This window comes from Primorskyibacter marinus (assembly GCF_003313245.1).
Taxonomy (GTDB): Bacteria; Pseudomonadota; Alphaproteobacteria; order Rhodobacterales; family Rhodobacteraceae; genus Primorskyibacter; species Primorskyibacter marinus.
In genome coordinates, this window is record NZ_QJSD01000020.1 from 1 (window position 1) to 19,311 (window position 19,311).

The 19,311-nt window shown below is 63.4% G+C and carries 16 protein-coding genes and 1 pseudogene; 9 read left to right on the forward strand and 8 right to left on the reverse strand.

What is annotated here, in order from left to right:
* The coding region (locus DMZ65_RS16660; protein WP_198662720.1) for a DUF4158 domain-containing protein at positions 1-1,639 on the reverse strand (1,639 nt) is incomplete at its 3' end.
* Between the two features lie 108 nt (positions 1,640-1,747).
* Here DMZ65_RS16660 and DMZ65_RS16665 point away from each other — a divergent pair.
* Positions 1,748-2,350: a recombinase family protein gene (locus DMZ65_RS16665; RefSeq protein ID WP_116599936.1), complete on the forward strand. Its 603-nt coding sequence runs from the start codon at positions 1,748-1,750 to the stop codon at positions 2,348-2,350.
* A gap of 64 nt (positions 2,351-2,414) precedes the next feature.
* On the opposite strand, the gene DMZ65_RS20165 is transcribed toward DMZ65_RS16665, so the two are convergent.
* On the reverse strand, positions 2,415-3,122 hold the full coding sequence (locus tag DMZ65_RS20165; RefSeq protein ID WP_116599937.1) for a terminase small subunit: 708 nt from the start codon (positions 3,120-3,122) through the stop codon (positions 2,415-2,417).
* A gap of 1,284 nt (positions 3,123-4,406) precedes the next feature.
* Here DMZ65_RS20165 and DMZ65_RS16675 point away from each other — a divergent pair.
* Positions 4,407-4,883, forward strand: a pseudogene (locus DMZ65_RS16675) (IS110 family RNA-guided transposase); the annotation flags it as partial.
* Positions 4,884-5,042: 159 nt separating this feature from the next.
* Here the strand turns inward: DMZ65_RS16675 and mprF are convergent.
* A complete protein-coding gene (gene mprF, locus DMZ65_RS16680; RefSeq protein ID WP_116599938.1) occupies positions 5,043-7,658 on the reverse strand; it encodes a bifunctional lysylphosphatidylglycerol flippase/synthetase MprF in 2,616 nt (871 codons plus the stop codon).
* A 186-nt stretch (positions 7,659-7,844) separates the two neighbouring features.
* On the opposite strand from mprF, the gene DMZ65_RS16685 reads away from it, so the two are divergent.
* Positions 7,845-8,072, forward strand: a complete 228-nt coding sequence (locus tag DMZ65_RS16685) for a hypothetical protein (protein ID WP_116599939.1) — start codon at positions 7,845-7,847, stop codon at positions 8,070-8,072.
* A gap of 88 nt (positions 8,073-8,160) precedes the next feature.
* On the opposite strand, the gene DMZ65_RS16690 is transcribed toward DMZ65_RS16685, so the two are convergent.
* From DMZ65_RS16690 to DMZ65_RS16700, 3 genes are all read right to left on the reverse strand, one after another.
* Positions 8,161-9,465: a HAMP domain-containing sensor histidine kinase gene (locus DMZ65_RS16690; RefSeq protein WP_116599940.1), complete on the reverse strand. Its 1,305-nt coding sequence runs from the start codon at positions 9,463-9,465 to the stop codon at positions 8,161-8,163.
* A complete protein-coding gene (locus DMZ65_RS16695) occupies positions 9,462-10,133 on the reverse strand; it encodes a winged helix-turn-helix domain-containing protein (protein WP_116599941.1) in 672 nt (223 codons plus the stop codon). The genes DMZ65_RS16690 and DMZ65_RS16695 overlap by 4 nt, the downstream gene beginning before the upstream one ends.
* Before the next feature lie 73 nt (positions 10,134-10,206).
* On the reverse strand, positions 10,207-10,587 hold the full coding sequence (locus tag DMZ65_RS16700) for a PepSY domain-containing protein (RefSeq protein WP_116599942.1): 381 nt from the start codon (positions 10,585-10,587) through the stop codon (positions 10,207-10,209).
* A 65-nt stretch (positions 10,588-10,652) separates the two neighbouring features.
* Between DMZ65_RS16700 and DMZ65_RS16705 the strand changes: the two genes are divergently transcribed.
* The 4 genes from DMZ65_RS16705 (at position 10,653) to DMZ65_RS16720 (ending at position 15,374) form a co-directional block, all read left to right on the forward strand.
* Entirely contained in the window at positions 10,653-11,453 is an 801-nt protein-coding gene (locus DMZ65_RS16705) for a hypothetical protein (RefSeq protein ID WP_198662722.1), read from the forward strand.
* Complete coding sequence (locus DMZ65_RS16710; RefSeq protein WP_116599944.1) at positions 11,450-12,232, forward strand: COG4705 family protein; 783 nt, start codon at positions 11,450-11,452, stop codon at positions 12,230-12,232. The genes DMZ65_RS16705 and DMZ65_RS16710 overlap by 4 nt, the downstream gene beginning before the upstream one ends.
* 72 nt (positions 12,233-12,304) lie before the next feature.
* The gene (locus DMZ65_RS16715; protein WP_116599945.1) at positions 12,305-14,287 is read left to right on the forward strand and encodes a bifunctional DedA family/phosphatase PAP2 family protein; all 1,983 of its coding nucleotides are present in this window, start codon (positions 12,305-12,307) and stop codon (positions 14,285-14,287) included.
* Positions 14,288-14,324: 37 nt separating this feature from the next.
* Positions 14,325-15,374: a metallophosphoesterase family protein gene (locus tag DMZ65_RS16720; RefSeq protein WP_157960666.1), complete on the forward strand. Its 1,050-nt coding sequence runs from the start codon at positions 14,325-14,327 to the stop codon at positions 15,372-15,374.
* A 175-nt stretch (positions 15,375-15,549) separates the two neighbouring features.
* On the opposite strand, the gene DMZ65_RS16725 is transcribed toward DMZ65_RS16720, so the two are convergent.
* Positions 15,550-15,873, reverse strand: coding sequence for a YnfA family protein (locus DMZ65_RS16725; protein ID WP_092430944.1), 324 nt, complete (start codon positions 15,871-15,873; stop codon positions 15,550-15,552).
* Complete coding sequence (locus DMZ65_RS16730) at positions 15,873-16,301, reverse strand: MerR family transcriptional regulator (RefSeq protein ID WP_116599947.1); 429 nt, start codon at positions 16,299-16,301, stop codon at positions 15,873-15,875. The genes DMZ65_RS16725 and DMZ65_RS16730 overlap by 1 nt, the downstream gene beginning before the upstream one ends.
* Before the next feature lie 138 nt (positions 16,302-16,439).
* Between DMZ65_RS16730 and DMZ65_RS16735 the strand changes: the two genes are divergently transcribed.
* Both DMZ65_RS16735 and DMZ65_RS16740 read left to right on the forward strand, forming a co-directional pair.
* Positions 16,440-18,725 carry a heavy metal translocating P-type ATPase gene (locus DMZ65_RS16735; RefSeq protein ID WP_116599948.1) on the forward strand — a complete coding sequence of 762 codons (2,286 nt, stop codon included), beginning with the start codon at positions 16,440-16,442 and terminating at the stop codon, positions 18,723-18,725.
* Between the two features lie 13 nt (positions 18,726-18,738).
* Positions 18,739-19,206 carry a DUF411 domain-containing protein gene (locus tag DMZ65_RS16740; RefSeq protein WP_116599949.1) on the forward strand — a complete coding sequence of 156 codons (468 nt, stop codon included), beginning with the start codon at positions 18,739-18,741 and terminating at the stop codon, positions 19,204-19,206.
* The last annotated feature ends 105 nt before the right edge of the window (positions 19,207-19,311 follow it).

Sequence of the window (19,311 nt, forward strand, 5' to 3'; positions counted from 1 at the left end):
CGTTCGTGCGCTGATATTGTTGTGTCAGCGCCTTCCGGAGGGGTGCCAGAATAGGTTGTGGGTCGGCAAACTCGGCCAATCCGGCTCGTTCCAACAGTTCCGGCTTCTCTCGCCTCCACCTGTCCGGATCAATCAGATAGGTGTCCATGGGGCGGTATTTATAGGACTGCGAAAGGTTAAGATCGCCGGATTTGATGGCGGCGGCAACATGCTGGAACAGAAAGACCTTGTAGAGCGAGGTTCGGAATGTTCCGTCGCTGCGGATCAGTACTTCCCGCTCGTCTTTATCGAGGAAATCCGTTGGCGCACCTGGCCCGACTATGCCATCGTTGTGTTTGAACCGGTCGATGGCGGTGATGAGACCGGCGGGCCGGTCGTTCCTCTCGAACGTGATCACGCGAAGGATGGGACTGAGTCGATATTGTAGTCGCAAGGACCCTGCCTCAAGCACATCGAACCAGCTTTCATCCCGCGCGGTTGCGGAAAGATCATCCTTCAGCTGCTCGAAGGCGCTTGACCGACCTTTATCCAACAAGGTTCGGATTGTGCTGACTTTCTGGTTGTCCGACATTCCATCCGCCTCGGTCACGTCGCGAATGTCGCGCAACAGGCCAAACACAGATGTGTCGAGGTCATTGATGACAGACTTGATCTGCTTTTGCTGTGCTGCCTGGTTCTCCAGCAGCCGATCATTGTGATCGCGCGTCGCCTTTGCGTGAAAGGATGCCATGACACTGAGCCAGAGATCGATCAGGTTATCTTGCGTACGGTAAAACTGATGGGCAACAAAAGCCGTGGCATGGATATGGCGGTCATTGTCTGCGCGTTGTTTGAGCTGAAACAGGCGTGACCGCTGAACGCTGCCCGCGAAATATCGAATACCGGCAGCTCCCAAATCGAGCGCAGCCAGAGGGTCGGATAGTTGGCCATGCAAATCAGCGAGCGTCTCAAAGTCAGCGATGGCTTCCTTAATCTTCGTTGGTCTTGCCGACTGCGACAGCTTCTTTAACAGGGTCAGACGATACCGGTTCTGATCGTCCGGGGTCGAGAAAAGCTCGTCCAGAAAGGCGCGCGCGTCATCGGTGAGATGTGCATCCATCAGTGCGATGAGTTCTACTTTACGGGCCTGCAATCCAGATCGGATCAACTCAAGCAAAACACCTGATCTTGGAACCTGGACGCGCCGTTGGATCAAATAATCCACGCATCGATCAAAGATCAGGCGCGGCTTCAGATATGTTCGCGCCATCGTCGCAATCTCGGCGATCAGGTCTTTCCTGTTGACCTGCCCGAGTGGCATGAAGCCATAGAAATCCAGAATGAGCTTACGATGACGTGCGCGGGTCTGTTTGGGGTAGGTTGCTGGCGAGAACTCCGATCCTGTGAGCCCCAGAAGCTTTGCGGCCGCCTCAATATCCGGGGCGTGATAATGGCGAGGATTGTAGAACTTCTTCGCCGCTTTGAAGTAGGTGCACATCACCAGAAAACCGATCTGGCTAGCGGGTGAACGCAACTCGGTTGCGATGTCCAACAAGGGTTTTGGCAGATCGAAACATCGTTTGCGCTCACGGAAGTCGAATACTGGCGGACCGTCAAACGCCTCTTGCTCGGAGGGTGAAAGGATTTGCATTCGGGGCATGAGGCTCTCCGTCATAGTGGTGTCCGGGAATCGGTCGTTTGACGGCCCCGTGCTTTTCTGTCCGTTAATATGGCTTGACAACGGAATGACGGACAAGATGATTGGCGGATGGAAAAACGGACAAAGACTGCAGAATTTGTTGCTCCGGTCGGATATGCGCGCATCTCAACGGCCGATCAATCGCTGGCCCCACAGATCGACGCGCTCAAGGCGGCCGGTTGCGGGGAGATATTTGAAGATTGCGTATCTGGTGCCAAGACGGATCGACCAGGATTAAATCAAGCGCTCGATCACTTACGTTCCGGTGACGCGCTGATTGTCTGGAAGCTCGACCGTCTCGGTCGTAACATGAGTCACCTGATTGATACGGTTCGCGATCTTGACCAGCGCGGCATCGGATTCAGGTCTCTGACTGAAGGTATCGATACGACAACGAGCGGAGGCACACTCGTCTTTCATCTGTTCGGCGCTCTTGCCCAGTTCGAACGCGACCTCATCCGCGAGAGAACCCGCGCTGGCCTGAGCGCTGCTGCTGCGCGCGGGCGAAAAGGCGGACGCAAGGCTGTCGTCACCGCTGAAAAACTGAAGCGAGCGAAAATGCTGATCGAAAGAGGCCTGACGGTCCGTGAAGCCGCTGCCCGCATAAAGGTCGGCAAAACCGCTCTTTACGACGCGATCAAAGCGGACACCTCACGAAACGCGCCAAACTGACCCATCGCCCCGCAAATCCAAAGGGACTGAAAACACGAACATTCCTGTGGGACCTCGCGTACCTTTATGCCGATGGACCCTTAGGTCTGTTTTCGACAGATGAAATGAGCCGCTTCCAAAGCGACCCCGCTGGGAGCGGCGAACAGCCGTGAGGCTTTACGAGCAGCTTGTCTCGGAAGGCTATACCAGTTCCTATTCGCCGGTTCCGCGATCTGAAGCCGACCGGTGCCGGTTCGGGCGAGGCTTTTATCCCGCTGCAATTTGACTGGAGCGAAGAACGGGTTGTCTTGAGCGGTGTCGAGCAGAAGGTAGCGACATGCCACACGACGTACTTGGACCATATCGGCGAGAGATGCGTTGGCGATTGCCCGCCAGCGGCGAAACACGTCTTCGCCTTGTTCATCTGTGAAACAGGCACGGCTTGGCGCGCGCGGCTGACTGCGAACTTGATGTTAGGTTTTGTTAAGAGTTGCGACGCCTGAATTCTGGCTGATCTGGGGCTGTACCCTGCGCGTCTGGCGGCTTCTGCCCCGTTTCCAAGTTCGACATAGCCAACCACGAACATGCGTTTCTGGTGCGACAGGTCGAGGTCGTCGAGGAATGCGAGATCTGATCTTGTTGTGCCACCTGCCTGCGCCACCTTTGCTGCCTTCCGCTGCATCCTGCAACATCTTGTAAACATCCTCTGCCACACGGAGATGCATGGGTAAGCGTTGAGTTTGGGTTTTTCTGGCGATTTTTTTCTCGCGCGCCTGCGCGCTACCACCACCATGTATAACTCTGGTTTTGGCTTCTAAGGTTAAGGGGGGGGTTAACCCCCTAAAACGCCAATACCCCTTATTTATATGAAAAATCGCAAAAATCTATGGGCAAAGATGTGCCGAACTTTTGCCAGAAGTTCAGCAGAAGTTTGAAAGAAGTTGCTGCGGAGTGCGTTTTCGGGCGCTCAGATTGGTTGCGGTACGACTTCGATTTTTTGCGGAAAATGTTTACTGAATGTTGCAGGATGCAACTGCAGCCAAGTTCCCAAATCTCGCTTGTTTGAGAACGAAAAATTGCTTTTGAAATATGCATTTTTTAAAAATTTTCGGGAAAACCAGATTTTGGACACACCTCCCCCACCCGCTCCTTCCCCCCGACACGCAGGGAAAGGCCCGTCGCTTCCTTCGCCGTATCCACGCGATGCCTTTTATCGGTGGCCAGCCGCTTCCCCGCAGGTTATTCTCCCGCCCCGCCACGACCATATGGCCGCGACAGTCCTCGATGCTCCTCCAAGCATTTTGCTGGACTCGCTCGTTGGGTTACGTTGTCGCGTTTCTGTCCTCGCCCAGACGGAGTCGGTATGAGAACGGGTCGGGTTAGTCCCCGGCGAATATCCGTCTTTGGCACGGGAAGACGGCAACCGTGGCATGACCCCTGTAAATTAAGGCAAGACCGCAGGAGTCACGCGTAAATCGGCCGCCTTTGTCATGATCCGGCGATAGCCCGTAAAGCAAACAAGTGCTGTCCCGCTTTCGACCGGAACAAACTTGCAATTTTATATCGCAAGCAAGTCCCATGACTGTGCACGCATCAGTGCATCGTATTTCCACATATTTTCTTCTACGGCTTAATGCAAGTATTTATTATTTAATATCAATGTGTTGCAAGTTGCAACACCTGTAAGGGCAAAGCCAGGAACTTATCGTTGCGCTACTCAGCCTGTTGCAATTGGCAACACACAGTTTGTTTCTGTGATAGAGTATTGTCGCAGTAGTCAGTCTATTTCGGCGGCTGGAGCAGTTGATGAGCAACAACCATGATAGCCGGTGACACCTAACTGCCTTCCAGACTCCCTCACCGATTGACCGGATCTAGCGCGTGTCCACCGTCCCTGTGGCAGTGTCCGACGATATGCTGGAAATTATCGTCACATTGGCGGTTCAACCACACTGGTGCTCAGGCTGTTGCTGCTTGCAACCGCCAGCCCCATGCAACTGAGCTAATGGGATGAACTGTCTTCCCGCCAAACCGCAGCTATTGTTGCGGGCATAGGTGGAGAGAGAGGAGCATTCTGATGGGTATCGAAGTATTGGGCATTGATCTGGGCAAGACCGTTTGTAGCCTTGCGGGATTGGACGCAACAGGCGCGGTCGTGTACCGCAAGCGCCTTCAACGGCACCGGTTGCTGGACTTTCTGGAAGGTTTGGATCCCTGCATTGTTGCGATGGAGGCTTGCGGCGGCGCGCATCACATTGGTCGTTTTTGCCTTCAACACGGACATGAGCCTCGGCTCATGTCGCCGCTTTATGTCCGGCCTTACGTCAAGGTTCACAAAAATGATGACCGTGATGCGGAGGCGATCGCCGAGGCCGCGACGCGCCCGACAATGTCATTCGTCGCGATCAAATCGGAAGAGCAGCTTGATCTTCAGGCTCTGCACCGAGCCCGCGAGCGGCTGGTGACCGAAAGGACACGCCTTACCAATCAAGGCCGGGGCTTTCTTACGGGTCGTTTGCGGGAGAGTGTGAAATCCTACGCTAAGCTGACAGCGGTCGTTCGTGCAGCGCGCGGCGAAGGTCGGCTTCGAGCCCTTTTGCGACGTTCAGCGCGTCTTGGTTCGGCCAGTCTTTTCGCGACTGCGGCGCTTCGCGGGAGCCCGTGGCCAGGATGTCGCGGCTTTGGAGCGTGTCATCCCTGGCGGCAGTCCCTCTTATCTGGAAACACCTGCGGGCCGGGCATCATCTCCCCTCCGCGCGCCGCCGCCGATCAGGGCAACGACATCTGCCGCGATGCTCAGAAGATTGGCCCGCGGCGGCACCGCGACGTAGATTGGTCGCCAGTCGGGATCGAATTTCTCCTTGAAGGAGCGCAGCCCCTCGAAGTTGTAGAACTGCTGACCATGACGGTAGACCAGCGCTCCGAGCCGGGTCGAGAGCGCCGCGCCACGGCGGACCTCAAGCCCGGAGAGGGGCGCATTGCCCAGCGAAAACTCATCATAGCCCTCGGCAGCGAAGTGCAGCAGCAGCTCGGTGAAAAGGAACTCCATCAGCCCGCCCGGGGCATTCTCGGCATGGCGCATCAGGTCGATGGTGGCGGAGGTCTTCGTCTCAGTCAGCCAAAGGTTCGCAAAGGCCACGGTCCGCCCCTCGTGGCGCACGACGGCGATCGGGGCCTGCGACAGGACATCGGGATCAAAAGCGCCGACTGAGAAGCCTTTCTCCGCCCCCGCCTTGGTGGCGAGCCAGCTTTCCGAGATCGCGCGAAGCTCCTCCATGAAACCCGGGGCGAAGGGCGGCTGCAGCACCTCGAAGGACAGCCCGTCGCGCAGCGCCCGGTTGTGCGTGGTGCGCAGGCGCTTGCGCTCTGGACCCTGCAACGAAAAGCCCGGCAGAGGCACCACCGCCTCTTCGCCCAATTTCACCAACCCCAGCCCCATCTCGAGCCAGAGCGGGATCAGGTCCGCGCCCACCGAATAGAAGACCGGGCGCGCATTTGCGGCGTAGGCAGCATCGTGGAAATCCCAGGCGAGAGGGGCAAGCTCCGAAGGCTCTCCGAAGGGCTCGTGCAGGGCAATCCAGCTGCGCCCCCGGATGCGGTACATGAGGGCGGCGCGGCCGCTTTCCGAGACCATCAGGCACTTGTCGCCGGTCAGCGCGATATTCGCCTCGGGGTCAGGTTGGGCGGCGACGATGGCCCGAACCTGCGCAAGCTCCTCGGCCGTCGGCAGGGCGTGGGTCAGCCGCCCCGGGCGCAGGGCGAAGACGAGGAGCGACAGGACCAGCACGACCATGCCGACAAGCGCGGCGCGCAGGGCGCGCGGCGCACTCGCATCGGTGGCGAACTGCCACCACAGCTCATGCGCATAGGGCGTCGCCTTGTGGGCGAAGAACAGCACCGCGACGACCGAGGCGCCAAGCGCCGTGATCAGCAGCAGCCAGTGCAGGCCGAAGGCCTGGCGGGTCAAGCGGGTGGTGCGGAAGAACTCGCGCCGCGTCGGCCAGAGGATGAGCAGCGCGGCGCCAAGAAACACCGCACGCTCGATGTCCAGCGCATTGGCGAGGCTGGCGACGATGCCGCCCGCAAGCGCCAGCACCGCCAGCCACCATGCCCCCTGCACCCGGCGCAGCAGGCCGTGCGCGATCACCAGCATCATCGCCCCGAAGATGCTGGCCAGCAGCGCGCCACCTTCGGCGATGGCCATCGGTGTCAGCACCTCCAGCTCCTCGGCCAGGTCGGAGGTGGGTGGCAGCAGGCTCGAGACCATGAGCAGCAGACCCGAGCCGAGCATCATCGCGGCCATCGCCAGCGGCACCAAAGCGCTGACCGAGCGGGCCAGCGGCGCAAGGCTCTGCATCAGCGGCCCGGCGGCGCGGCTCGAGGCCATGCGCGCCTCGGTAAGGGCCAGCAGCACCAACGCGACGGCGAAGGGCAGGAGGTAGTAGATAATCCGGTAAAGCAGCAGCCCGGTGGCGGCCTGTTCGACCGGGACCGAGGCGGGCAGCGCGGCGATGACCACCGTTTCCAGCACGCCGACGCCGCCGGGCACGTGACTGAGAACGCCCGCCATCACCGCCGCGGCATAGACGGCGAGGAACGTCGCGAAGCCGAGCTCGGAGGGCGGCAGCAACGCGTAGAGCGTCGTGGCCGCCAGCAGCATGTCGACCGCGGTGAAGACGAACTGCGCCGCCATGAGACCTGGCGTCGGCGCGCGCAGCGTGACGCCCCGCACGGTGATCTCGGTCCTGCGAAAGGCGATCCAGAACAGCAGGCCGGTGACGACGATCACGACGGCCAGCGAAACATAGCGGATCGCCCCTGGCCCGAACGGCAGCAGGTGTCCAAGCGCCAGCGGATGAATGGCCAGCGCGCCGAAGCCGATGATCGTCGCCCCGAAGCCGAAGGCGACCGAGGCGAATGCGGCAATCGCGGCGATGTCCTGTGTGGAAAGTCCAAGCGCGGAATACACCCGGTAGCGCACCGCTCCGCCGGTGATCGGGCCCGCGCCGATGGTGTTGCCGAAGGCATAGCCAAGGAAGCTGCCGAGGGCGACCACCGGGCCCGGTAGGTCCTTTCCAATGTAGCGCAGCGCCGAGCGATCATAGCCGATGAGCGCGGCGTAGCTGGCAAAGGTCGTGAGTACCGCCAGCGCGAGGATATGCCACGGCGTCGCCCTTGCCTGCGTCAGCACGCTGCGCAGGTCGACCGGGGCCAGCAGGCGGTAGAGGGCAAAGGCACCCGCCCCGAAGAGCGCCGCCGTCACGATGTAGGGCAGCAGCGGTTTCACCCGCTGCCAAGGTGTGAGGTGCGCGGTGCTGGCGTCTGTCATGGTCAGTTCCCGATGTCTTTCTGCTGGGAATGGCCAAGGCGGCTTTTCGCAAGCTGTCCGAAAGATTGGAATTTCGCAATCTTCAGTCCGGCCGGCAAAGATTACCGATACCCAATCCGAGCATCATGCGCGGGCAAGCTCCCATGCCCAGATTTCAGGAAACCCGGAAGCAAAGGAGAGTTCGGTATGGAACGGATGAAGGCATTGATCGCGCAGGCGCTGGTCGCAGGTGTGGTCGCCGTGGGTATGGGGCTTGGGCTTGTGGTCATGGGCGTTGCCATGATCGTCGGCCTTGTCATCACGCTTGCCGTTCGGCTCGCCGGCCCGCAGATCCTCGCTGAGGCCGAGCGCCGCGCCACCGACCTGAGATCCGAGGCCGCGCATCCCGTCAATGCCGAGGCCGCGCCCATCTGAAACTGCCAGGACGCCGCGCGTACCGTCCCGCCCTTGTTTCGGCGTCCCAACTGGGCCCGGCGGTGTCCCTCCCGCCGGGCCTTTCTGGTCAGCCCGGGAAGGTGACGGTGACCAACATCCCCGGCTGCGCGTCGCCAAGTGTAAGATCGGCGCCATGGAGGTCGGCAATGGCCTTGACCAGCGCCAGCCCCAACCCTGAGCCCGGCGTTGACCGGCTGGCCTCAAGCCGCGCGAGGCGACGCAGGACATAATCGCGCTGGCCTGCGGGAATGCCGGGACCGCCGTCTCTGACGGTGAGCATCCGACCGGAGAGCGAGAGCTCGATCTCGGTGCCCGGCGCGTGGCGCAGGGCGTTCTCGATGAGGTTCGCGACCAGGCGCGACAGCAGATGACGATCGCCGCTCACCGGGAGCGGCCCCGACACCGAGCAGGTCAGCGTAGAGCCTGCATCTTCGGCAGAGGGACCATAAATCTCTGCCATGTCTTCAAGCAATGCACCAAGGTCCACGCTGGTGAACGCCTCGCGCCCCTGGCCGCCTTCGAGCTGCGCGATCTGCAGCAGCGACTGGAAGGTCGCGATGATCTGCGCGGTCTCGATGCTGGCCTGATCGAGGTGCTGCCGCACCGGCTCCGGCAGGTCACTCTCGCCAAGCCGCTCGAGCCGCACCGCGACGCGCTGGATCGGAGTCTTGAGATCATGGGCAATGTCCGCACCGATCTGGCGCAAGGCCCCGACAGCGGCCTCCTGTGCTTCGGCCATGCGGTCGAGGTCGCGCGATATATCACCGAGGTCGGTGTCTGGGTGCGGCGCACAAACCCGTGCCGCAAAATCTCCTTCGCTCAGTGCGTGTAGCGTACCGCGGATCGCCTCCACGCGTGCCGTCGTCCGGCGTACCACGACAATGCCGATGGCCGAGGTCAGCATGAGCGCCGGGAGAAGGGCAAAGCCAAGGATTGCGATGAAGGTTTCCTGAAGCTCGGAGAGGCTTTCTCGACCGCTCGCCACCGTCAGCCAACCGGTCTCAAGATTCGCATGCCGCACCAGATAACTGTCGGCGAGAGGCTCGGGCAGATCAATCTCATCGTCAGTCACGATGCCAACGGGCAAATCTGATGGAACATTGGCAATTGTTTTTCCATTCATCTCGAACCGAATTAGCAGCGCGCTCGTGTCTGCGGCCGTAGCAATTTCAGACGTGCGCTCAAGCCGCTCTTCCGGGTCCGGTATCGCCCGTATCTCGGCGATGATCTGGTCGGCACGAAGGGCGATATCCGTACTGAGTGCCCGGTGCATGATCACATAGGCTATGCCGAGCCCGACCGAGATGAAGACAGTAAAGACCGCGATCAGCATCACCGAGAGGCGCAGCGGCGTCGATCGGAAGCGTGTCATTCGGCGATCCGATAGCCCGAGCCGCGCACGGTTTCGATCAGCGTCACTTCGAAGGGCTTGTCGATCTTGGTCCGCAGCCGGCTCATGTGGCTTTCGACCACGTTTGTCTGCGGGTCGAAATGGATGTCCCAGACGCCTTCGAGCAGCATGGTCCGCGTCTGCACCCGGCCCTTGCGGCGCAGCAGGTGTTCGAGCAGCGCAAATTCGCGCGGCTGCAGGTCGATTGGCTGGCCGCCCCGTGTGACCTTGCGGGTCAGCAGGTTCATCTCAAGATCGCGCGCCCGCAGCACCGTCGGCTCGTCCGAGGGCGGCGGACGGCGCGCCAGAGCGGCAAGGCGGGCGGAAAGCTCGCCGAAGGCGAAGGGCTTTGTCAGGTAGTCGTCGGCCCCGGCGTTCAGCCCGTCGATACGGTCCTCGATGCCACCGAGCGCGGTCAGCAACAGGACCGGCACCGGGTTCTTCGACGCGCGCAACGTGCGCAGGATCGACATGCCGTCGACATCGGGCACCATCCGGTCGAGCACCATCACGTCGTAGCTGGCCGTCATCGCCTGCATCAGCCCGTCGCGGCCATTGTCCAGCAGGTCAACCACATGGCCCTCGGCGCGCAGGCCGGTGGCGACATAGTCTCCGGTCGTGGGATCGTCTTCGATGACGAGGATATGCATTGGGCCTCCCAAAGATAGGGGCGGCAGGGAAACCCTGCCGCCCAAGCGGTTGTAGCGGACGGGACTGCGCCTGTCAGTCGTTGTCCTCGCCGTCCTCGTCCTGCTCGTGATCATCGTCGTCATCGGCTTCCGTCACCTTGGTCACCGCGCCGCTGGAGGGATCGACGAACCAGGTCTGCATCGCGCTGGAGGCGTCGGCGATCTCGACCTCGTAACCCCAGACGCCCTGGTCGTTGTCCTCCCAGCCCGCCGAGATCGCGATGCCGCCGGTCTCTTTTTGCGCGGTATCGACAGCCTGTGTCAGGGTCATGCCGCTCGCCTGGACCGCCTGGACCGCCTGGATTTCCTCGGCATCCGTCATTTCCGCGGTCGTCTCGGTGCCCGCCCAGGCGGCACCGGCCACGCCGGCGGCGAGGGTCACGGGGATCAGGGTCAGGGGGATGATGCGTTTCATGGGTCTTTCTCCTCTGCGGGCCCGGCGGCGTGCCGTGGCCTCGTGACAGAGAGATGGGCTGCGCCATGTGGCGGCGCGTGACGGCGAGATTGAAAATCCGTAATGCCGAACGCCGTTACATTACGGTTTCCCAACCTTCCCGTCAGACGGGCGCAGACGCCGAGCCTCAGAACGACCTCATCGACCATTTCGGTGAGGATTTCGACATGAAACAACTCCTGCTCGCCACGGCGCTGATTGCCCTCCCTGTGGCAGTCTTCTCCGGTGTGGAACATTTTATCGTCGGCACCCCGGCGGCTCCAGCGCAGCAGAGTGCGGTACCGCCACTTGGCGATATGTCGAAATTCGCGGCGATCGTGAGCGACACGCAGAAGATCGCGGCGACCGGCGATCTTGTCGCCGCAGAGACGCGGATCACCGACCTCGAAACCGCCTGGGATGACGCTGAGGAGGAGCTGCGGGCAAAGGCGCCGGAGGCCTGGGGCACTGTCGATGCCAGCGCCGACGCAGCGTTTTCGGCGCTGCGCGCAAAGTCCCCGGATCCGGCACGGGTCGAAACCGCGCTGAGCGATCTTCAGGCCACGCTGGCCGATCCGACCCCGCCCGACGCGGCGGGGGGTTCAGCACAGACCCTGAACGGCATCGCCGTGACCGACGCCTCGGGGCATCCGCTGCCCTGCGAGGTAATGCTGTCCGATCTTCGCGACGCGCTGTCCGCCGGGCGCGCATCCGACACGGCCAGACCGCAGATCACCGATCTTCAGTCGAAAGCCACCGAGCGCTGCAACGCCGACGATGACCGCCGGGCGGATGCCTTCTCTGCCCAGGCTCTTGCCCTTCTCATCCCCGCGCAGGTGACGAAATGACCTCTCTCGACACAGGCATCAAGCTTCTCGACGGCCACCAGACCAACCCTCGCAACAAGGTGCCCGACGTGACCGCCGCTTTCTGGCTCATCAAGCTGATGGCGGTCACCATGGGCGAGACCGCTGCGGACTATCTCAGCGTCAATCTCGGGATGGGGCTGACCACCACCTCGCTGATGATGACCGTGCTGCTGGTCGGAACGCTGGCCCTGCAATTCTCGCGCGACCGCTACGTGCCCTGGACCTACTGGCTGAACGTGGTGCTGATTTCCGTCGTCGGCACGCTGATCACCGACAACCTCGTGGACAATCTCGGCGTCAGCCTCGTGACCTGTACTGCGGTCTTCAGCGTCGCGCTCGCCGCCTGTTTCGCGCTCTGGTACGGCGAGGAAGGCACGCTGTCGATCCATGACGTCGACAACCCGGTGCGCGAGGCCTTCTACTGGGTCGCGATCCTCTTCACCTTCGCGCTCGGCACCGCCGCGGGAGACCTCGTCGCCGAGCAGTTCGGGCTTGGCTACCTCGCCTCGGGCATCCTCTTCGGATCGGTCATCGCGAGCCTTGCCTTCGGCTACTTCGCCCTTGGCCTCGACGGCATCCTCGCCTTCTGGCTCGTCTATATCCTGACCCGGCCGCTCGGCGCCTCCTTCGGAGACCTGCTGTCGCAGCCGGTGGACTACGGCGGGCTCGGTTTCGGCACCGTGACCACCAGCCTCGGTTTCCTCGCGGTCATCATCGCCACCGTCGCGGCCATGAGCCTCGGCCTGCGGCGGCGCTGACCCCTCCTTCTAAGACTGCCGGGGGCGGTCCCGAGAGACCGCCTGCCATGCTGCTGATCTTCAAGGATCCCCATGAGTTCGCTGACCTCGCAAATACTGCCGACCCTCGATGCCTTCGGCTTTTGGTCCTACTGGATCATCGGCCTCTCCAGCCTGCTCGAGGGATGGTGGCTCACCTCGGTTATCGTGCCGGGCACACTGGTGGTCGACGCGGGCGGCGCCCTGGTGCGGCTCGGGCATATGGACTTTATCGACCTTGCGTGGTTCGTCGGCATCGGTGCCATTCTTGGCGGCGAGCTGAGCTGGCACAGCGGCCGCTGGCTGGGCGAGCGGGTGCGGCTGCCCCAATCAGCCGCCTTCCGTCGGGCGCAGGAGCTCATCCGCACGCGCGGCGGGCTGGCGTTGGTGATCGGCCGTTTCTTCGGCCCTGTCGCCGGTTTCGTGCCCCTCGCCGCCGCCCTGGCCGGCATGGAGCGCAAACGGTTCCATGTCTGGAACATCGCCAGCGGCATCGCCTACGCCTTGGGCCATGTCACCATCGGTTACGCCGCGGGCGACATCATGGCCCGCCTCGGACCCTACCTTCCGCGCCTCCTCTTGCCGCTGGCTCTGGTGGCGGTCCTCGCGCTGGTGACATGGGCCGTCACCCACCACCTGCGCCGCGGCCTTCCGGCGCTGCGGGTCTTGGGCCGCGCGATCCGCGGGCGACTGGAAACCTGGCCGCCGCTTCTGCGCTTCACCGCCCGCCACCCGCGCGCCGCGACGGTCATCGCGCGGCGCCTCGACCCGGAGCGCGGCCTGCTGACTACGGCGGTGGCCGCCCTGCTGCTCTATCTCTGCGCCGTGTTCATCGACGGCGCCTTCGACCTTGCCTTCGTGCCGGGCACAGACGCGCTTGACCAGCGCATCGCCAATCTCGCGCATGCCTTCTGGACGCCCGGTGGGCTGAGCCTCGCGGCTTGGGTGACGCAGGCGGGGCATGTGCCGGTCGCGGCGCTGGTCGCGCTCGGCGCGGTGCTCGGACTTGCCTTCTGGGGACGCAGGGCCGCCGCCCTCGGGCTCGCCACCGCCGTCGCGGGCAACGCGCTGACGGTGACCCTGCTGAAGCTCGCCTTCGGCCGGGCGCGGCCCTCGCTGGCGTATTTCCTCGAAAGCTCGAACAGTTTCCCCTCGGGGCATGCGGCGATTTCGGTGGCGCTCTACGGCACGCTGGCCATGATGCTCTGGCGCGAAAAGCTCGTCGGCCCGACCCTCGCCATCACGGCGGGGGTGACAATGGCGGCGGCGCTGGGGCTCACGCGGATCTATCTCGTCGAGCACTTCCTGTCGGACGTTCTGAACGGCTGGGTGGTCGGTGCAATCTGGATGGTGATCGGCTTTGCCGTGAGCGAAATGGCCCGGCGGAGGTCCCGCGATCCGGGCAGGAGCCGCCCCGCGCTGAGCCTTTCCGCCGCATGCGCCTGTTGCGCGGCAGCGCTGGTCATCGCGATCCACGACAATCCGACAGTGGCGCCGAGGGTCCCAAGCGCAGTGACCGTGTTCGACAACCTGCCCGACGCCATCACCGGCGATGCGTTCCCGCTCGACGTGGTGACGCTGTCCGGAGAGACGCTGCCGCCAGTGAGCGTCGTGTCCACCGGGCTTTCGGTCGACGAGATCGCGGGGCGCCTCGCCAAAGGCGGCTGGACAGAAGCGGCACGACCCGACGTGTTTTCCGGCATTGCTGCGCTCCGGCAGGACATCACCGACCACCCTCAGGACAGAGCCTTGGTTCTCCCCGCCTTCCTTGATGCCCGCCCGGCCACTGCGACGCTGCACAGCCCTGCGCAGGACGCCGTGCTTCGGCTTTGGGGCGTGGGGCACGAGCGAACCGGCGCGCCGGTGGTCGGCTGGGCGCTCGATGCGGCGGAGGGCGCTGCCGCCGCGGCACTTCGTCCGGCGGAAGCTGCGGCGCTCTCGCTGGTCGGGGCGCAGGACAGTCGCACCCTCGCGACCGAAGCACGCGGTACCGCCGTCCGGCTGACCGAGCTGTCGCCCAAACCACTGACCAAATGAACCGCACTTCGCCAAGAAAGACATGAGGCACAAACACATGAGAAAAACGGCAATCCTTGCGGCGATCCTCGCGCCGCTCCTCGTCATCGCAGCAGTTGAAACGCAGTGGCCCGCCTATGCCGCCTACGAACTTACGCGCATGGGCACCGCCAGCGAGACGAGAAGTGCTGCAGCACCGCAGAAGGTGATCGATGCGGTCGGAGACGCCGAAGGCGATCCCCTGACTTTGCTTGGGGTCGGCGACATCGCCAACTGCCCCGAAGCGCCCGGCCTTGCCAGCGCCTTTCCCGTCAGCGCCGATTTGATCGGCCTCGCCTCCGCCTTCGATCCGGCGACGGCCCCGGCGGTGCCAACCGTGCAGCTCACGGCGCAATGGCCGAACGCGCCGATCCTCGCGCTTGGCGATCTGGTCTACAGTTCGGGCAAGCCGGTGGAATTCTCCGACTGTTTTGACCCGCTCTGGAAGGACAATCGCGCACGCACGCTCCCCACGCCGGGCAACCACGAGTACAATACGCCCGATGCCTTTGGGTACTACCAGTACTGGGGCGAGCGCGCGGGCCCGGATGATCTGGGCTACTACGCCACGCATCACGGCACCTGGCTGATCCTCTCGCTGAACAGCGAAACCGACGCCAGCCCAGGATCGCCGCAGGCGCTCTGGCTGAACAAGACCTTGGCTGCGTCTCCCGAGGCCTGTGTTCTCGCCTTCTATCACCGGCCTGCTTATTCGTTGAAAGAGCGGGGCGGACGCGACAACGCCGTGGCGCTGTTCAAGCAACTGGAGCAGGCCGGGGCGAGCGTCGTTCTCAACGGGCACAACCATTTCTACGAGCGCACCCTGCCGCTCGGCGCAGACGGTACGCCGGATACCACGAACGGGACGGTGTCCTTTACCGTTGGCACGGGCGGCGATAAATCGCGCGAGTTACCCACGCTGGATACCACCGCCAAGGCCATCTTCGGTCATCTGGGTGTCCTGCGCCTCGAACTCGGACAACATGAGTTCCAGTGGGGGTTCGTGGATGCGGAAAGCGGCGAAACGCTGGATGCCGGGCAGGCTCCATGCAATCTCCGCCCGTCATGACCGGGAGGGCTGCGAGCACCCTCAACCTTCTCCCCTCGTTGATGGAGACTTCGCTCTTGCAGCGGATGGCAGAAATGTCCGCAGTTGGTGAGTGCAGCCTCGGCTTGGCGAACGGCCAGTTTCTCGAACTGGGCGTCGGTGCTGACCGGAGCGATCGGCTTCGCCGAACCCTTCGTCACGCTGTGCGTGGCCCGAAAAGGATCACTGCTGCGCCGATCAAGCTCAGGCAAGCACCGGCGGCATCCCAGATGTCTGGGCGCTGGCCTTCAGCGCCCCACATCCAGAACAGCGACGCGGCGATATAGACGCCGCCATAGGCGGCATAGGCTCGACCGGCGAAACCTGCTTCGACCTGTGCCAGAAGCCAGCCGAAAAGCACAAGGCTCGCGATCCCTGGCAGCAGCCAGAAAATCGACGCGCCCCGCCACCAGGCCCAGATTGCAAAGCAGCCGGCGATCTCGGCCAGGGCCGCGAGCGGATAGATCAACACGGTCGGCATCAGGAACCGGGCCGGTCGTGATCAGAGAGGCACTCTTCGTGGTCGCGTAGCACCTCAAGGATGCGGCAGTTCGCAACCCGATCGGCCCTGCACTCGCCGATCATCCGTTTCAGTTCGACGCGGAGCGCTTCAAGACGGGCGATGCGCGCCTCAACCTCATGGAGCTGTTTCTGAGCAACCGCATCGACCTGCGCACAGGACCTTTCTGGGCTGTCCGAGAGGTCCTGGAGTTCCCGTATCGCCTCCAGCGAAAAGCCGAGTTGTCGAGAGTGCCGAATAAACGCGAGGCGATCGAGTTCCAGCGCTCCGTATCGGCGCTGGCCACCCGCGCTGCGTCCGGGCTCGGGCATCAAGCCAATCTGTTCGTAATAGCGGATCGTCTGCACCTTGGTGCCGGTCCGCTTTGCCAGAGTCCCAATGGACAACATTAGCGCGTCTCCTTTCGTCGCTGCGGCGTCTTATCCCCCGTCGTTGAAGCTACGGAAAACCTCTTCGCCGGCTTGAAGCTACAGTGGCTGTAGGTCGTATATCGAGTTCCGATCGAAGAATCACGACGGAGAATCGTCATGGCAGACGTGAGCACAGGACAACGCGAGTGGCGTGTGACAGGCATGGATTGCGGTTCATGCGCCGCCAAGGTGCGCGGCGCAGTCGAGCGCCTGCCTGGCGTCGAGCGTGTTGACGTCGCCCTGATGGCCGAGCGGTTGCGACTGACGCTCGATGAGACACAGACACCGCCAGAGCACATCGAGAAGGCAGTGCGCGGAGTCGGCTTCGGGATCGCGCCAAAGGGCGCGCGGCCAGAGAAGCCCAAGGGCGGCTTTGTCCTGCCGGATGGCGCCTTTCCGGATGCGGCGGAGGCCGTGGAAATCGACAGCGAACTGGAGGAGATCACTGGGCCCACCGATGACGCGCCGACCTCCTGGTTAAAGACATCCAAGGGTCGCCTCGTGCTCGGCACCGGCGTATTGCTCGCGGCGGCTTGGGCGTCAAGGCTCGTCCTGCCGGCTGAGATCGCGCATTGGGCGTTCGTGCTGGCGACACTGGTTGGGATTTTGCCCGTGGCGCAGCGCGCCTTGGCCATGACGCGGGCCGGCATGCCCATCACCATCGAGATGTTGATGACCATCGCCGCTGGTGGCGCGCTGATCATCGGTGAGCCGGAAGAGGCGGCGGTCGTCGTTTTCCTCTTCGCCGTGGGCGAACTCCTGGAAGGAGTCTCTGCGAGCAAGGCGCGCGACAGTATTCGCGCCCTCTCGAAGCTCGTGCCGAAGACGGCACGGCTCGAAGTGGGAGGCAAGACACGAGAGATCGCGGCCGAGAAGCTCCAGTTAGGTCAGCTCGTGCAAGTCCGGCCCGGTGACCGCGTGCCCTGCGACGGCGAGGTGATCGAGGGCACGTCGGGTGTCGACGAGAGCCCAGTGACCGGCGAGAGCGTCCCGAGCCTCAAGGAGCCGGGCGCGGAGGTCTTCGCGGGGTCGATCAACACCGAAGCTCTGCTGCGCGTGCGGGTGCTGAGGTCGGCCGAGGACAACACCATCTCCCGCATTGTCCGCCTCGTGGAAGAGGCCGAGAGCGCCCGCGCACCCACCGAGCGCTTCATCGACATGTTCAGCCGGGTCTACATGCCCGCTGTGGTCGGAGTCGCTGTTCTCGTCGCTATCGTTCCGCCGCTGGCCTTCGGGCTGGCTTGGGGTGACTGGATCTACCGAGCGCTTGCGCTGCTGCTGATCGGCTGCCCCTGTGCGCTGGTGATCTCGGTGCCAGCCTCGATTGCCTCGGCCCTGTCCACGGGAGCGCGCAATGGCCTGCTGATGAAGGGCGGCTCGGTGATCGAGGCGGCGGCCCGCACGACCCATGTCGCCTTCGACAAGACCGGGACGCTCACACATGGCAGGCCCCGCGTGACAGATGTCTCTGTGTTGAGTGGAAGCGGCGACGACCTCATGGCGCTTGCCGCCGGGGTCGAGAGCGGCGCGAGCCACCCGCTCGGGCAGGCGATCTGCGCTGAAGCCGAGCGGCGAGGCGTGGGCGCGGCGACGGCCACCGGCTGCCGCGCGCTTCCCGGCAAGGGGGCGGAAGCCTCCCTCGACGGCGTGACCGTCAGCGTGGGCTCCCCGCGGCTGGCGAACGAGCGCGGTGCCCTCACGGACGACCTGCGGACCCGCGTGGCGGCGCTGGAAGCTGAGGGCAAGACGGTGGTCATCGTGTTGCGCGAAGACGTGCCTCAGGGCCTCATCGCGCTCAGGGACGAGCCGCGCGCCGACGCGGCGGACGCTATCGCGCAACTGCGCGGGCTCGGCATATCTTCGGTCATGCTGACGGGGGACAACCCGCGCACGGCCCAAGCCATCGCTGAAGGGCTCGGGATCGAACATCGTTCGGAACTGATGCCGGAGGACAAGGTGACGGCGATCCGCGACCTGAGGGCGGAGGCCCGCGTGATGATGATCGGCGACGGGATCAACGATGCGCCGGCGCTCGCCGCCGCGCATGTTGGCGTTGCCATGGGCTCGGGCACCGACGTGGCGCTCGAGACGGCCGACGCGGCGATCCTGCGCAACCGCGTGACCGATGTGCCGGGCAAGATCCGCCTCTCCCGTGCGACCATGTCGAACATCCGCCAGAACATCGCGATTGCGCTCGGCCTCAAGGCGGTATTCCTCGTGACTACCGTGCTCGGGATCACCGGCCTTTGGATCGCAATCCTCGCGGATACCGGTGCCACCGTGCTGGTGACGATGAACGCCCTGCGGCTGCTGTTCTTCCGTCCCACCCGCACGCCTGAACCTGCGGGGCACGTCGGTCTGACCGCTGAGACACGCCCCGATCACGCAACCGCAACGACCTGAAAGGGAGACACCGATGATCCTCACCCGCCGCGCCATGATGGCTTCCGCCGCGTGCTTCGCCGCGACAGGGCCGACCGCCGGTCTGTCCCAAAGCTCTCCGGCAATCCACGTCCTGAAAGATCCCAATTGCGGCTGCTGCACCGCTTGGATCGAGCTCCTGAAGGAGGACGGCTTCACCGTCACCACCGAGCGCAGCTACGGCACGCTCCTGATCCGGTACAAGCTCGAGAACGGCATCCCCCAGAAGATGACCTCCTGTCACACCGGCGAGGTCGAGGGCTACATGATCGAGGGGCATGTGCCGACGGCCGACATCCGAAGGCTCCTCTCCGAGCGCCCCGATGCCGTCGGTCTCGCCGTGCCCGGCATGCCTTATGGATCACCGGGCATGGGGCCAGAGCATGAGCGGGAAGCCTACGACGTGTTCCTGATCCTCGGAGATGGCGGGACGAAGGTCTTCTCCAGCTACGAGGCTGCCTGACGGCACCGATCTCAGGATCGCCGTGAGGCTACTGCGCAAATCTCACACCGCGCGGTCGCAGCGAAAGTCAGGAAAGTCCGCATAGTGTGAGTTCGAGCGCGGCGC

What these genes read in the sequence shown, in the direction of transcription:
- DMZ65_RS16700 (WP_116599942.1), bottom strand. Translation starts at nt 10,587, where the DNA reads ATGAAACGCATCATCCCCCTGACCCTGATCCCCGTGACCCTCGCCGCC.
- DMZ65_RS16720 (WP_157960666.1), top strand. Translation starts at nt 14,325, where the DNA reads ATGAGAAAAACGGCAATCCTTGCGGCGATCCTCGCGCCGCTCCTCGTC.
- DMZ65_RS20165 (WP_116599937.1), bottom strand. Translation starts at nt 3,122, where the DNA reads ATGGTGGTGGTAGCGCGCAGGCGCGCGAGAAAAAAATCGCCAGAAAAA.
- DMZ65_RS16730 (WP_116599947.1), bottom strand. Translation starts at nt 16,301, where the DNA reads ATGTTGTCCATTGGGACTCTGGCAAAGCGGACCGGCACCAAGGTGCAG.
- DMZ65_RS16710 (WP_116599944.1), top strand. Translation starts at nt 11,450, where the DNA reads ATGACCTCTCTCGACACAGGCATCAAGCTTCTCGACGGCCACCAGACC.
- DMZ65_RS16695 (WP_116599941.1), bottom strand. Translation starts at nt 10,133, where the DNA reads ATGCATATCCTCGTCATCGAAGACGATCCCACGACCGGAGACTATGTC.
- mprF (WP_116599938.1), bottom strand. Translation starts at nt 7,658, where the DNA reads ATGACAGACGCCAGCACCGCGCACCTCACACCTTGGCAGCGGGTGAAA.
- DMZ65_RS16740 (WP_116599949.1), top strand. Translation starts at nt 18,739, where the DNA reads ATGATCCTCACCCGCCGCGCCATGATGGCTTCCGCCGCGTGCTTCGCC.
- DMZ65_RS16685 (WP_116599939.1), top strand. Translation starts at nt 7,845, where the DNA reads ATGGAACGGATGAAGGCATTGATCGCGCAGGCGCTGGTCGCAGGTGTG.
- DMZ65_RS16725 (WP_092430944.1), bottom strand. Translation starts at nt 15,873, where the DNA reads ATGCCGACCGTGTTGATCTATCCGCTCGCGGCCCTGGCCGAGATCGCC.
- DMZ65_RS16735 (WP_116599948.1), top strand. Translation starts at nt 16,440, where the DNA reads ATGGCAGACGTGAGCACAGGACAACGCGAGTGGCGTGTGACAGGCATG.
- DMZ65_RS16690 (WP_116599940.1), bottom strand. Translation starts at nt 9,465, where the DNA reads ATGACACGCTTCCGATCGACGCCGCTGCGCCTCTCGGTGATGCTGATC.
- DMZ65_RS16705 (WP_198662722.1), top strand. Translation starts at nt 10,653, where the DNA reads ATGTGGCGGCGCGTGACGGCGAGATTGAAAATCCGTAATGCCGAACGC.
- DMZ65_RS16665 (WP_116599936.1), top strand. Translation starts at nt 1,748, where the DNA reads ATGGAAAAACGGACAAAGACTGCAGAATTTGTTGCTCCGGTCGGATAT.
- DMZ65_RS16715 (WP_116599945.1), top strand. Translation starts at nt 12,305, where the DNA reads ATGAGTTCGCTGACCTCGCAAATACTGCCGACCCTCGATGCCTTCGGC.